This window comes from Neotabrizicola paludis, assembly GCF_044142105.1.
Lineage (GTDB): Bacteria > Pseudomonadota > Alphaproteobacteria > Rhodobacterales > Rhodobacteraceae > Pseudogemmobacter.
Genome location: NZ_JBGTYM010000015.1, coordinates 33,451 through 47,271, shown reverse-complemented (window position 1 = coordinate 47,271; position 13,821 = coordinate 33,451). Strand labels below are relative to the sequence as shown.

General features: G+C 64.3%; 12 protein-coding genes. 8 read left to right on the top strand and 4 right to left on the bottom strand.

Features of this window, described 5'->3' with window-relative positions:
- On the top strand, positions 1–314 hold a 314-nt coding region (locus tag ACED67_RS21020), incomplete at its 5' end, for a hypothetical protein (RefSeq protein ID WP_395543698.1).
- Between the two features lie 97 nt (positions 315–411).
- Entirely contained in the window at positions 412–1,491 is a 1,080-nt protein-coding gene (locus tag ACED67_RS21015; protein ID WP_395543697.1) for an acyltransferase family protein, read from the top strand.
- Between the two features lie 52 nt (positions 1,492–1,543).
- Here the strand turns inward: ACED67_RS21015 and ACED67_RS21010 are convergent, their stop codons facing one another.
- Positions 1,544–3,220, bottom strand: coding sequence for a LamG-like jellyroll fold domain-containing protein (locus ACED67_RS21010; protein WP_395543696.1), 1,677 nt, complete (start codon positions 3,218–3,220; stop codon positions 1,544–1,546).
- A 274-nt stretch (positions 3,221–3,494) separates the two neighbouring features.
- On the opposite strand from ACED67_RS21010, the gene ACED67_RS21005 reads away from it, so the two are divergent.
- The 4 genes from ACED67_RS21005 (at position 3,495) to ACED67_RS20990 (ending at position 7,402) form a co-directional block, all read left to right on the top strand.
- Complete coding sequence (locus ACED67_RS21005) at positions 3,495–3,956, top strand: acyltransferase (protein WP_395543695.1); 462 nt, start codon at positions 3,495–3,497, stop codon at positions 3,954–3,956.
- A gap of 52 nt (positions 3,957–4,008) precedes the next feature.
- Complete coding sequence (locus ACED67_RS21000; RefSeq protein WP_395543694.1) at positions 4,009–5,190, top strand: right-handed parallel beta-helix repeat-containing protein; 1,182 nt, start codon at positions 4,009–4,011, stop codon at positions 5,188–5,190.
- 98 nt (positions 5,191–5,288) lie between these two features.
- On the top strand, positions 5,289–5,549 hold the full coding sequence (locus ACED67_RS20995) for a spike base protein, RCAP_Rcc01079 family (RefSeq protein ID WP_395543693.1): 261 nt from the start codon (positions 5,289–5,291) through the stop codon (positions 5,547–5,549).
- Positions 5,549–7,402 carry a GDSL-type esterase/lipase family protein gene (locus tag ACED67_RS20990; RefSeq protein WP_395543692.1) on the top strand — a complete coding sequence of 618 codons (1,854 nt, stop codon included), beginning with the start codon at positions 5,549–5,551 and terminating at the stop codon, positions 7,400–7,402. Before ACED67_RS20995 ends, ACED67_RS20990 begins: the two co-directional genes overlap by 1 nt.
- Positions 7,403–7,409: 7 nt before the next feature.
- Here the strand turns inward: ACED67_RS20990 and ACED67_RS20985 are convergent, their stop codons facing one another.
- Both ACED67_RS20985 and ACED67_RS20980 read right to left on the bottom strand, forming a co-directional pair.
- The gene (locus ACED67_RS20985; RefSeq protein WP_395543691.1) at positions 7,410–8,288 is read right to left on the bottom strand and encodes a glycosyltransferase family 2 protein; all 879 of its coding nucleotides are present in this window, start codon (positions 8,286–8,288) and stop codon (positions 7,410–7,412) included.
- Positions 8,285–9,241 carry a glycosyltransferase family 2 protein gene (locus ACED67_RS20980; RefSeq protein WP_395543690.1) on the bottom strand — a complete coding sequence of 319 codons (957 nt, stop codon included), beginning with the start codon at positions 9,239–9,241 and terminating at the stop codon, positions 8,285–8,287. Before ACED67_RS20980 ends, ACED67_RS20985 begins: the two co-directional genes overlap by 4 nt.
- A gap of 191 nt (positions 9,242–9,432) precedes the next feature.
- On the opposite strand from ACED67_RS20980, the gene ACED67_RS20975 reads away from it, so the two are divergent.
- Positions 9,433–11,415, top strand: a complete 1,983-nt coding sequence (locus ACED67_RS20975) for a type I secretion system permease/ATPase (protein ID WP_395543689.1) — start codon at positions 9,433–9,435, stop codon at positions 11,413–11,415.
- Complete coding sequence (locus ACED67_RS20970; protein WP_395543688.1) at positions 11,412–12,755, top strand: HlyD family type I secretion periplasmic adaptor subunit; 1,344 nt, start codon at positions 11,412–11,414, stop codon at positions 12,753–12,755. Before ACED67_RS20975 ends, ACED67_RS20970 begins: the two co-directional genes overlap by 4 nt.
- Here ACED67_RS20970 and ACED67_RS20965 read toward each other — a convergent pair whose 3' ends face one another.
- On the bottom strand, positions 12,756–13,808 hold the full coding sequence (locus ACED67_RS20965; RefSeq protein WP_395543687.1) for an acyltransferase family protein: 1,053 nt from the start codon (positions 13,806–13,808) through the stop codon (positions 12,756–12,758).
- Positions 13,809–13,821 lie beyond the last annotated feature (13 nt).

Sequence of the window (13,821 nt, the reverse complement as noted above, 5' to 3'; positions counted from 1 at the left end):
TGGGCCGAATAGCCATGTCCCTGCTGATGTGGCGCTGTGCGCTGGATATACGCTATGCACAGGGAGGCTTGTGGCGGCTGGCCAAAGGGCTGGAACCACACATCTTCGTTGTTTTCTGCAGTCACATGCTGACGGTCCTGATCGTCGCCTTTTTTTGCCGCCGCCTGGGGCTTTCTCCAGAGGATGTGGTCTATCCATTGATTTTTCTTGGTCAACTCGCTCTGCTCGTTTTGGTTGGCGTTGCTCTTTCGAAGGCTGGCCAGAAATATGCTCCCCGTTTGCTGGCGCTTGCTGCAGGGAAGCGAGGAAGCTGACTGTAAGCAATTCTCTCTGGGCCCAAATCGAAGGGGGCTGTGGGCATATCCGCGCGGGCCTGCTGATATGGCGCGGTACGCAGATTAAGGAGATGCGATGAGTGATCCCGTCGATGTCGGCCACGGCACCCACCAACCCATCCCTTCGCTGGACGGGATCCGGGCGCTGGCCGTCACCATCGTGCTGTTCGGCCATGCGCGGGTCTCCCAGCTCATTCCTGGCGGGTTTGGCGTCACGATCTTCTTCTTCCTGTCAGGCCTCCTGATCACCACGCTTTTCCTGCGTGAGGCGGGGCGCTACGGGGCGGTGTCGCTGAAGGCCTTCTATATCCGGCGCCTCCTGCGGCTATCGCCGCCGCTTTTTGTCACCATGGCCCTTGTCTATCTGGCCGTCGCTCTGGGCTTGCATCCGGGGAAACTCGACCCCGCTCCCATCCTGTCGCAGATCTTCTATGTCTATAACTACTATGCCGCATGGTCCGCCGATCCGATCGAGGGCGCGCATGGCTTCAATGTGTTATGGTCTCTGGCGGTGGAGGAGCATTTCTACCTTATCTTCCCGCTTCTCTTCCTGCTCTGGCTGAAGAATGTCGTGCGGACGGGCCATATCCTGATCATTCTGGCGGGGTTTTGCGCCTGGCGGCTGGTGCAGTGGCATGTTTTCGCAGTCGAAGCGAACGATATTTACATGCGGTCGGATACACGGTTCGATTCCATCCTCTGGGGCTGTTTTCTGGCCTTGCTACAGGGCAATGGTCGGGCCGACCGACTGTTCCCTGACCGCCCCTTGCCCCGCGCGATGATCCTGCTGGCGGCGACGGTGGTGATCCTGTTCTGCTTCATCCTGCGCGATCCAGCCTTTCGCGAGACCTGGCGCTACACGTTGCAGGGAATCGCGTTGATGCCCTTCTTCCATTACGCGGTGCGAAGGCCCGATCTTCTGCTGTTCCGGCCGCTGAATTGGCATCCGGTGGCGCTGGTGGGCAGCCTGTCCTACTCGCTTTACCTGATCCACTATGTGCTGCTGATCTGGCTTGAGACCCATGGCCTTCTGCCCAGCCTGCCGCTTGCGGCCGCGCTGCTGGTCGGAGCGCTGGCGCTGATCTATGCGGCGGCCCTGTCCAGATTTGTAGAGGCCCCGGTCCGCAAATTGAGAAACCGCATCACGGGACATTGATGCGGTTTCTTAAGCTTCAGGCCTGCTTCATCGTTTGTGCGGTGGTGTTTGCTCAGCTGACCAGTTGCAGATCCGCCGCGTGATGCAACGCGTCATAGGTGCTGAGTTCGCTGGGGGTCAGGGCATGGTCGAAGACGGCGACATTCGAGATGGTGCCATCGAAGAACGATCCGACCTTGTTGATCGTGCCCCGGGTGCTGGACCCGTTTATGCCGCCGATCACGAGATCCTCGGTATTGTCGGTCAGATCGAAGTCGAAGGCGGTTTCCTTGACGAGGGTGCCGTTCAGCCAGACCTTGACCGTGTCATCGCCAAAGGTGACCAGAAGATCGTAATCGGTATTGGCCTTGATCCCGCCTTGGGTCACGCGCATCTGCTGACCCGCATCATTCTCGACGCAAACCACGAGCTTGCCCTTCGAGATCCAGGCCGAGATGTCATCGTCATAGCCTGCGGCGCCCTTGGAAAAGAGGCCGCGATTGCCGGAGACGGTGTCCGCGTTGAAAGACAGCGAGATGGAGCCTGCGTCCAGGCCAAGCGCGCTGTCCTGATCCAGTACCTGGATGCCGGCTTTCCTGCCCGAGAATTCATGGGCGCCATCAAGGCCCAGAACCACCGAGACCGGGTCGATTTCCTCTACCAGCACGGCAGGGACCTGGGGGGCTTCGATGACCGGAGGACGGAGGCTGGTAACGAGATCGGCCAGGCGGTCCGTGGCGCCATAGCCCGAGCCGAAATCGATTAACGAACCTGCCACCGGCAGGAAGTTTTCCCAGCTCATGCCATCCGCTCCATGAAACAGAGAGGCAAGGTCTGCATTGCGGCCGTAGACATAGTTGTGGCTGATGTCAGAAGCGCCGGTTTCGTCCAGGATCAGCTTGGCGATATTGCCAGTCACTGTGGTGCCCGAGTTGTCGAAGCCCTTGAACGAGGAGAGCCGGATGATCGCGCCTCCGTCGCCGGAGCTAGACATGAGGGTATTATTCTGGACAACTACATTTTCCTGCCCTCCGCCGATGAAGATGGTGTTGCTCGAACCGGTATAGATCAGGTTGTCTTCGATCAGCATGTTCGAATACCCATCCGGGCCGGCTCCGGCCAGGAAGATGCCCTGGGCTGCGGTCTCTCCTGTCGCAGGATCGTCATAGATCAGGTTGCCGCGGATGGTGATGTCATGCGGTGTGTAGCCGTCATAGCCGAAGATCTGGATCAGGTCGGGATGGGTGGGTTTGACGGCGACCGTATCGGCAAGGACATTGTTCTCGATCAGGCCGTTGTAGCTGTTGCCGGTGATGCGCATCACATCCTCGGTTACGCCACCGAAAGTGCTGTTGGTGACCGAAAAATTCTGCACAGAATTCAGCAGGATGCTGAACTGGCCGCCCTTGGCCGTGACATTGTCGACGGCCAGATTGCTGACATTGCGGAAATAAAGGAGATTGTCGCTGTCGATGTTCGTCAGAGAGATATTCGAGGTGTAGTTGCTCGCATTGAAGCCGCCGTCCAGATGCAGCCCGTCGAAGGACAGGTTGCTGGCGCCGCTGAGCGAGATCTTGGTGAAGCTTGCGCCCTGGTCGTTCTCGGCCTTGATGGTCACAGGCGAACCGAAGGTGTTCTTCAGCGTGATCTGGCCATAATCGCCATCCGCGAGAAGGAGCGTGTCTCCTCCCGTCGCGGTCTTGAGGGCGGAAAGAAGTTCGGCCTGGGTCGTAACGCGGATTGTTGCCATGAGAAGGGATCCTTGCGGCAGCTATGAAGACTGTTCGCAACCCAACCATTTGTTTCAGGCCGGATAAGGGCATATCTGCGATGGGCCGGGCTTTCACATGGCGATTCTGTGATCCTGAGGCTCAATTTGCCCGGTCCGCATTGTGGTGCGGGCCTGCGCAAGCCATGCTTGGGTTCTGCGGCGGAGCAAGGTGGGCGTCGCGAGCGATGGCCGGGGCGGATACGGGGGGTGACGGGTGAGCCTGAACAAGCTGAGAAAGATCAGGGGATTGCTCGTGGCCATCCGCCGCTTGTGGCTGCGCAGGGTCTGGGGGCTGGATCTGGATCCCACCGTGCAGATGTCGCTCTCGGCCAAGTTCGACCTGACCTATCCCCAAGGCATCCATGTCGGCGCCTACAGTTACATCGCCTTTGAGGCGCGGATATTGTCGCATGACATGCCGCGCAACATCCGAGCGCATACGCGCATCGGGCGCAACTGCTTCATCGGCGGGCGATCGCTGATCCTGCCGGGGGTCGCGATCGGCGACAGTTGCATTGTGGGGGCAGGGTCGGTGGTGACCCGCTCGGTGCCGCCGAACTGCATCGTTGCCGGCAATCCCGCGCAGATCCTGTACACCGACGTGCATCTGCTCAGCTATGGCCGGGTTGATCCGGCCCGGCCGCCCAAGCGGGTCACTGACCCTGAAGCTGCCGAGCAGTTGCGGGAGCGGCCGGTGACCGAGCGGCGCAGCTAACGGGAGCGCCGCGCAGATCCCAGCCCACCGACGCACTTGTGAAGGATGCGCTATGGACGATGTGTTAGTCTCCTTTATGTCCAGAAAAATGATCTTCTCCGGCCCGTCCGCTCTGGCCGCCCTTTTGACACTTGTGCTTTGTCTCTGGTCCGCGCCAGGGATTGCGCAGGACCAGAAAGTCTCCACCCCCGACGAGTTGCGACAGGCACTTGCCAGCTCGACAGGCGGGATAATCCTGTTGGCCCCTGGCGATTATGGCGATCTGCAGCTGTCCAAGCGTCGCTATGACACCCCGGTTGTCCTCAAGTCCGAAGTGCCGCGACGGGCGGTTTTCAACGAGATCTTGCTTGCCGATAGCGCGAACCTGCAGTTCATCGATCTGGCTACCCATTCGAAATTCAGGGTGGATCGCAGCACGGATCTGGTGATCAGCGGCTGTCAGATTGGGAATATGCTCTATTTCCGTAAGGTAAAGCGCTTGAAGGTCGCGCATTGCGACGTGACGGGCGAGCGTTTCGGGGTTCTTTTCAATACGGTTTCCGACTTCGAGATTCGCCACAGCCAGATTGGAGGCGTGACCGAAGATGTCATGCGCATCACCGGGGACAGTCGACGTGGTTTGGTCGAATACAATATCCTTGCCGATACGATTGCCCAGAGACCCACCCATCCGGATATGATTCAGACCTTTTCTGCGGATGGTGGTACGCCCAGCGACATCACTATCCGCGCTAATTTGATCTATGATGACCCAGAAACAGGCGGCGTCGTGGCCCAAGGGATATTCATGGCAGGCGGGGGAACGAGCGGCTATCGCAATATCCTGCTGGAGCAGAACCTGCTCTATACGGGTTCGGCCAATACAATCTTCATCGGAGGGGGGCAAGAAAAGGTCATTATCCGCAACAATACCTTGATCCCCACGAAAGCCGATGGCGGGGCGATCATCCGCCTGTCAGGTTTCAAGGGCTTCAATAATTCCGGTACCATGGTGAGCGGCAACATCGCCAAACTCCTGAAGGATGAGACCCAGAAGTCGAAGATCCAACGAAACTATTTCTTTGGCCGCAATGCAGCCTTGGCGCGTCTCTTCTCGGGGCGCGGTGATCGCTGGCAGGATTTCCTACCAGCAGCTGGTTCGGCTGCGGAGAAATCAGGCATGGGCGCGCGGGAATTTCTGCAGGAGCTCGCCGATGGCCGTGCCCGGCTGGGGCCCGACTGGCTGGAGAATTAGGCGGCGTACGGTGTTCTGACGGATTTTAAGGGTTTTCCCGGCTTTCTGGCGCGATGAACCGCGCTGTCTTCCGGCGCCCCGGATCCCGAAGGACGACCATGGCCGACAGATTCCAGAACACCAGCGGCGGCGCCAATGCGCCGGCCATCGCGGCTTTCGCCATCACCCCCAGCGACAGCACCGATCTGGCCGAACCGGTGCGCCAGGTCACGCTGAACGCGGGCGGAACCCTGCGTTGGACCGGCCGCGACGGCGCGGTCAACACCACCGCCGCGCTGCCCGCCGGCTCCTATGCCCTGTCGGCGGTGCGCATCCATGCCACCGGCACCAGCGCCACCGGGATCACGGGCTGGGTCTGATGCGCATCGGGATCGGCATCGGGCTGGGCGCCCCGGCGGACGTCGCGGGCACCTCGGCCCCGGAGACGGGGCCGACACTGTCGCTGGCGCTCTCGCCCGCATCCCCGGGTCCCGGTGATCTGGTGACCCTGACCGGGATCGCAGGGGGAACGCCGCTTGCCACCGATTTCGCCAGCCTGACCGCCACGATCGGCGGCACGGCGCTGCAACTGGCCGGGGCAGGGCTGGTGCGAAGTTTCGTCGCCCGCCCGGGCGCGCTGGCACTTTCGGCCTCGATCACGACAAGCGCGGGGACGGCAGGGGCAAGCCTGTCGGGCAGCGTGGCCGCAGGCCCAAGCGCGACCTCGGTGATCGGCTTCGGCTCCTCGACCATGGAGGGCGACAATGCCAGCGTTGCGGCAGCGCGGGCGCTGGACCTTATCGCCGCGACATTGGGGGCGGGCACGATCCGCAACAAGGGGCTCTCCGGCACCGTGCTGCAGAACAGCCCAGATGCGAGCCTTGCGCCGCGTGCCGACAATGGCCGCGACCGGTTCGCGGCGGATCTTCTGGGCGCGAACCGGTCGGCCCGGCTGTACCTGCTCTATGGTGCGAATGACCTGCGCTATACCGGGGCGCCCGCGACCTTCAACCTTGCCGGCTTCGCCACGGACATGCGCGAGGTGCTGAACGGGCTTTTGATGGGCGGCTATAGCCGCGACCAGATCATCCTCGGCTCGCCCAACTGGTACCCGGATGCGACCTACAGCGTGGGTTCGACGGGATTTACCGGGTCGAACCGCACGATCCATGAAAGCTATGTCGCCGAATGCGGCTTTATCGCCGCCGAATATGGCCTGGCCTATGCCGATGTCTATGCGAAGATGCGCGATCTGGGCGGCACGGCGCTGATGAGCGCGGACGGGCTGCATTGCAACGATGCCGGCCATCAGGTGATCGCCCATGCCTTCCTGACCGCGGCCCCGAACAATCTTCGCGCTACGGTGATCCCGGGGACGGCCTCGGGCGGGGTAGGCATTCTGACCCTGGCCTGGACCGCCACCTCGGGCGCGACCGGATATGAGGTGGAATATGGCATCGCCGGCTCCTATGCCTATGGCAACCGCCAGACTGTCACCGTCACTTCCGCCTCGGCAACAGGGGTCGCGGCGGGCAGCTATTACGCGCGGGTCCGGGCGGTCTTTGCCGATGGGACCGGCCCCTGGTCCTTCTGGCCCGCAGCGCTGGTGGTGACGGCCTCGGGCGGCGGCGATGTCGTGACCGGCCAGCAGGCCTTCACCGGCACATCCGGCGCGCTTCTCACCGATCTGACACCGGCCCTCGGGGCCTGGAGCCGCCACAGCCTGAGTACGGGACAGGCATCGATCGCCTCCACGGGCGATGCGCTGCGCGGACCGGGCACAACCTCGCAATTCATCGTCGGCACGATCGATGACGAGGTGCTGGCGACAAAGGTCTTTGTCGAGATGGATGTCCTGATCCGCTCGAATTCGGCGCAGCTGACCAGCTATGCGGTGGCGCGCTGCGCTGCGGACAGCCTGACCTTCCTGGCCGCAGGCTATAACGGCTCGGCCTGGCGCATCCTGAAATATGTCGCGGGTGCGACCACGGTTCTGGGCACCTACAGCCTGACCGAGGCCATCGGGGCGACCCCGGTGCTGCGCTTCGAGGTCGAAGCCGGGGCGCAGCGCCTCTATCGCAACGGCGTTCTTCTGCTGACCACGACCGAGCCGGACAGCGGGCTTGGCATCCTGGGCAATGGCTTGGGCCTGCGGCTTGGCGCCGGCAGTACGGCCTGGACCTCGACGACCGGCGCCCAGGTCACCGCGATCCGGGTGGGGCGGGGGGCCTGATCAGGCCTCAGGGTAGCCGGCTGCGGATCTGCTGCAGGGCGGTCTTCAGGCCCGGCTTCAGCCGCATCGCCGCCTGCAGATGCGGGCGCGCCTTGGCCTGTTCTCCCAGCTTCTGCCAGACCCGGGCCGTGATGTAATGGTTCCGGGCGGCATGGGCGGGATTATTTATGAACAGGTGTTCGTATTTTGTCAGGATTGCCGCGCGGCTGATCGCGTCATTGGCCACGAAGGACGAGATATTGCCCGGCGTGGCGAAGATGATCGCCATCGGTTCGGGCAGGAAGACGAATTCCGTCACCTGCGCGATGCGGATCATCAGATCCCAGTCCTGGAACCGCTTCAGGCTGGCATCGAAGGGGCCCGAGCGCTCCAGCACGTCGCGGCGGACGAGCAGGACCTGGGTGCTGGTGGTGTTGCGGCGCAGAATCTCGGCCGACATGTCGCCCTCGAAACGCTCGAAGACCGGCTCGGGGATATAATAGCTGCGCCCCTCGCCATAGAAGAGCGAGGCGCAGTAGCACAGGCCGGCCCGCGGGGTCGCGTCCAGCGCGGCGACCTGGGCGGCCAGCTTGTGCGGCAGCCAGACATCGTCGCTGTCCTGGAAGGCGATCAGCGCGCCCCGGGCCGCCTCGATCCCGAGATTGCGCGCGCCGGAGCCGCCGCGGTTCACATCCGACAGGATCAGCCGCACCTTCGGATGATCGCGATAGGTTTCCAGCACCGCGCGGGTGCCGTCCTTGGAGGCGTCATCGACGATGATCAGCTCGAAATCCGTGAAGGTCTGGGCCAGCACGCTGTCGATGGCGCGGGCGACCAGCGTCTCGCGGTTATAGGCCGGCAGGATCACCGAGACGCGGGGGGCGGCGGCAGGCATATCGGCGCTCATGCCCAGCCGTTCCACCATTCGGCGCGGCGCGACCAGACCTCGCGCCAGCCCTCGGCCCGGTCGCGCAGCCGCTCGCTGCCCTTCACCCGGGCAAGCGCTGCCGTCGCCCCGTAGCGCGTGAGCGGCCAGAGCCGGAACAGCCAGGCGGCGGGGGCGCGCTGCCAGGCGGGGAAATGGTCGCGGATCAGGCGGATCTTCGCCTTCAGCACCATCACCACCTTGGTGCCGCGCAGCTGTTCCGAGGCCCCGACATAATGGATGATCTGCGCCTCGGGCGTCATGCGTGGCCGCGCGCCCAAGTCGCGGGCGCGCAGGCAGAGATCGGCCTCTTCGCCATACATCACATAGCGCAGGTCGAAGCCGCCCAACTTTTGCCAGAACGCCCGCCGGATCAGAAGGAAAGCGCCGCAGACGATGTCGACCTCGCGTTCCTGGTCGCGCTGCCAGTCCCCATAGGATTCCGAATTGAAGAACTCGCTTTTCGGGAAGGTGCCCGACAGGCCGGTGGTGCGGCAGAAGACATTCCACAGCGTCATCCGTCGCCAGCAGCAGGTCGGGTTCAGCCGCCCGTCGCCGTAAAGCGTGCGTCCGCCCCAGATCATCGCCTGGGGGGTCGCCTCGGCGAAGGCCACCAGCCTGTCGATCGCCCCGTCCAGCACCACGGTATCGGGGTTCAAGAGCAGCACATACTCGCCCCGGGCCCGCTCCGCAGCGATGTTATTGGCCTTGGCGAAACCGTGGTTCTCGGTCTCGGCCATCAGCCGGACCTCGGGAAAGGCCTGGGCCACGGCCTCGGCCGACCCGTCTTTCGAGGCATTGTCGACCAGGATCACCTCATGCGGGATCCGCGTCTCCGCCGCGATCGAGCGCAGGCAATCCAGCGTCATCTCGCGCGTGTTGAAGCTGACAACGAGGATCGAAACCTTCGGTACAATTGTTTCGATATTGTGCATTGAGCCACCGGGCTGGACACAAATAGTCATCAATTCGCCCTGATTGGACTGTCTTGTCCGCAGTATCGCCGGAACGGGCCCGGGGTACAACGGTTTGCTGCGGCGCAGCTTCCAGAGGCCCCCACCCGCTGCGGCGCCTGCGCAGAGACCTGACAAACAGGCTGGCAGATCGGGAAGGAAGGGGCGGGCAGATGGTCCAGAAACGCGAAACGGCGCAACCGACCGGCAAGCGGGCCGAAACGGCCGAGACGGCGCCGGTCCTGAGCGGCAATGCCTATCGCCAGGTGCTGCGCGCGCTGCGCGGGGCCTTTGTCGGGGCGGGGCTGTTCAGCGCGCTGATCAATGTGCTGATGCTGACCGGTTCGCTTTACATGCTGCAGGTCTATGACCGGGTGCTGGCCTCGGGCTCTGTGGCGACCCTGCAGGGGCTTCTGGTCATCGTGACCCTGGCCTATGCCTTCTACGGCTTTTACGAATTCCTCCGCTCGCGCATCTTGTCGCGCGCTGCGATGCGGCTGAACCAGCAGGTCGGCCCGGCCACTTTCCGCGCCTGGCTGCGCCCGAATGCTGGCCAGGAGCGCGGCCAGACCCAGCCCCTGCGCGATCTGGAACTGCTGCGCGCCTTCCTGTCGGGTCCGGCCATGGGCGGGATCTTCGACCTGCCCTGGATGCCGCTCTATCTGGCGATCCTGTTCCTGATCCATCCGCTTCTGGGCTGGCTCACGGTCGGCGGCGTGCTGATCGGGGTCGCGACCGCGGTGGTCAACCATCTGATGACCAAGGGCGCGACCGAGCGCGCGATGATGGGCGAAGCGCAGTCGCGCAGCTTTGCCGATCAGGGTCTGCGCCAGGCCGAGGCGATCGAGGCCATGGGCATGCAGGCCGGCGTCATCGCCCGCTGGCGGATGCTGCAGGGCACGGGTCTTGCCGCGGGGCAGGGGGCCTCGGATGTGACCGAGGTCACATCGGCCTTCTCCAAGGCGTTCCGGCTGTTCCTGCAATCGGCCATCCTGTCGCTGGGCGCCTGGCTGGTGCTGCGCCAGGAAATGTCGGCCGGCATGATCATCGCCTGTTCGGTCCTGTCGGGCCGCGCCATGGCGCCCGCCGACCAGATCATCGGCCAATGGCGCGCGATCTCGAAGGCGCGGGTGGCGCATGGCCGCCTGGCCACCTTCTTCGAGCGCGAGGCCCAGGATCCCGCCCGGATCCGCCTGCCGGCGCCGACCGGCCAGATCTCGGCCGCAGGCCTGACCCGCCTTGGCCCGCCGGTCGCGGCGGGCGAGCGGCGGCGCCTGCTCCAGCAGGTCAGCTTCGATCTGGCCCCGGGCGAGGGAATGGGGGTCATCGGTGACAGCGCCTCGGGCAAATCGACGCTGGCGCGGCTGATCGTCGGCGCCTGGACCCCGGATGCGGGCGAGATCCGGCTGGATGGCGCCACCCGCGCGCAATGGGACAGCGCCGATCTGGGCCGCCATATCGGCTATCTGCCGCAGGTGGTCGAGATGCTGCCCGGCACGGTGCGCGACAATATCAGCCGCTTCGACCCGGCCGTACGCGATGCCGATGTGATCGATGCGGCAAAGCTTGCGGGCGTGCATGAGATGATCCTCGCCCTGCCGGAAGGCTATAACACCCTGCTGGGCGGCGGGTTGCAGCCCCTGTCGGGCGGCCAGATGCAGCGGCTGGGCCTGGCCCGGGCGATCTATGGCAATCCGCGCATCGTGGTGCTGGACGAGCCGAATTCCAATCTCGACGGCCAGGGCGATGCGGCGCTGATGACGGCGATCACCACGCTGAAATCCCGTGGCGCCTCGGTCATCATGATGACCCATCGCATCAGTGCCCTGAGCGCGATGGACAAGATCATGATCCTCGCCCAGGGCCGTCCGGCGCGCTACGGCCTGCGGGAGGCCGTGCTGGAAGGGCTGGGCCCGGTTGCGGTCGCCGCCCCGGCCTCCGCCTCCGCTTCCGCTTCGGCAACCGCGTCCGGCGCAGCCTCTGATGCGGGGCCCGACAATATCCGGCCCTTCCCCAAGACCAATATCTTCGCGCCGGATCAGGGCGAGGCCGCCGCTGTTTCTTCTTCCAGACTCAACCTGCTCAATGCGCTGCGCCGCCGGACAGAGTCCCAGAACCGCCCCGGCACGGGCCTTGTTGAAGGAGAGGCGGTATGAGCTTCGCCAGCACCGAAACCCTGTCTTCCCAAACTTTCGGCGACGGCGCGCCGCGCCCGCGGGTTGATATCGGCCCGGCCGCCCGGATCGGCATCCTGGCCAGCCTGGCCATGATGGTGACCTTCCTGCTCTGGGCGCAATTCACCCCGATCAACGGCGCGGTGGTGACGCCGGGCCAGGCCATGGTTCCGGGCAAGCCCCGCGTGGTGCAAAGCCTGGATGGCGGGATGGTGGCGCAGATCCTGGTCGCCACTGGCGACAAGGTCGAAGCGGGGCAGATCCTGCTGCAGCTCGACCCCAAGCTGATCCAGGTCAAGCTGGATGCCGCGATGAACCGCCTGGCCGCGGGCCTGGCGCTGCGCGCCCGGCTCGAGGCCGAGCAGGCCGGGCTGAAGGCGCCGGATTTCGCAACGCCCGATCTGCCCTTCGCCGCCCCCGAGATCAGCCGTGATGCCGCGGGCCAGATGCAGATCTTCTCGGCCCGGGCCGAGATCCGCGCCGGGCGCCGCGCCCAGCTGGCCGAGCAGGAAGGCCAGATCGGCAACCAGATCAAGGGCGTGGAGGCGCAGATCGCCGCGCGCAGCGAACAGCTTGCCCTGATCGAGCATCAGCTGGCCAATGTGCAGACCCTGTTCGACAAGGGCATGGTGCGCGAAAGCGATCTGCTTGAGTTGCAGCGCAACAAGGCGGGGCTTCTGGGCGAGATCGCCGGCGATCAGGCCGAACGGGCCCGTCTCGAGAACAGCATCCGCGATGCGCAGATCGCGGCGGACCAGGCTGATCGTGCCTTTCTCGAACAGGTCGCGACCGATCTGCGCACGACCGTGACCCAGATCGAGGAAGTGATCCTCGAGATCGTCACGCTGCAGGACCAGCTGGCACGGGTGGATATCCGCGCCCCCGTCGCCGGGATGGTGCATGAGCTGCAGGTGACGACCCTGGGCGCCGTGGTGCCGCCCGGCGCCACGATCATGCAGATCGTGCCCCAGGGCACCGGGATCGAGTTCGAGCTGAAACTGCCGGCCAAGGATCTGGAGCGGGTGCATGTCGGCCAGGAGGCGCAGCTCGTCCTGCCCACGCTTGACCCACGCAGCACGCCGCGGCTGGCGGCCAAGGTGGCGACCGTGTCCCCGGCAGCGGTCACCGATCCGCAGACCATGGCGCCCTTCTACCGCGTGACATTGGCGGTGGAACCCTCCGAGCTTGCGCGGCTGGGCGGGATCGAGATCCTGCCGGGCATGCCGGTCGACGCCTATCTGCAGACCGGCGAGCGCTCTGCGCTGAGCTACCTCCTGGCCCCGATGACGCATCAGCTGATGCAGGCCTTCCGCGAGGAGTGATCAGGCCTGGGCGGCAGCTTTGGCAGGGCGGTTGAGCCAGCCCATGGCCGGCTTCTCGACGAGATGCCAAGACAGGATTGACACGAGGAGCGTCGGGGGCAGGGCCAGGGCGACATGCAGGGCCGGGCTCAGCGGCCCGAAAAGCCAGACCACCAGGCCCTGGATCGGAAAGGCGTAGATATAGACGCCATAGGAATAGTCGCCGAGGCGGTTATAGGCGCGCAGCCAGCCGCCCGGCACATAGGCAAGCCAGGCCACGCCATAGGCGATCATCAGGCACAGGGCAGGCAAGCCGGCCGGGGTGGTCCGCAGCAACGCCCAGGCAAAGATCAGCACCACCACCCCCCAGAGCGACAGCACGATACGATCACGCCACAGCCAGCCCATCATGCCCAGAACGAAGGGCAGGGACAGGTTCTGCAGGGTCAGGAGGCGGGGAGGGAACAGGCTGGGGAAAAGCACGGTGGCCGCCCAGCCGAGGGCGTAGAGACCAAGGAAGATCCAGATCCTGCGCCCAGTGAGCAGGCCGCAGAGCCCGACCACAAGCACCATGACATAGCACAGAGCCTCATGAATCAGCGTCCAGATTGACCCTTCGACCGCAGGGAAGGGGTTGTCTGAGAAGACACCGGGCAGGGTGAACTGGGGAAAGGCCAGCGTCACATTGGCGAAGAGGAAGCTCCAAGTCTCGCGCAGGCTGAAATAGACGTCCAGCGGCAGCACCGTGACCAGCGGGCCAAGAAGAAGCGCCACCAGAAGAAGCGAGACGGCCAGTCCCGGAAAGAGCCGCAGCATGCGGGCCGCGACGAAGCGCTTGGTCCGGGCCGTGCGCTGGAAGCTTGCCGTGATGAGAAAGCCTGAGATGGCGAAGAAGACATAGACGGCCAGCGTGCCCAAGGATTGGCCGAACACTTGTTTCAGCGGCTCCTCGACGCGGGGACCCAGATTGATCGGCCAGGCATGCGACACCAGCACGGCGGTGGCCGCGATCATCCGGATCAGGTTGAGATTGTTGTCCCGGCCGCGGGCCACGGTGCCAAGGGTGATCATCATCTTTTGCCGTGCC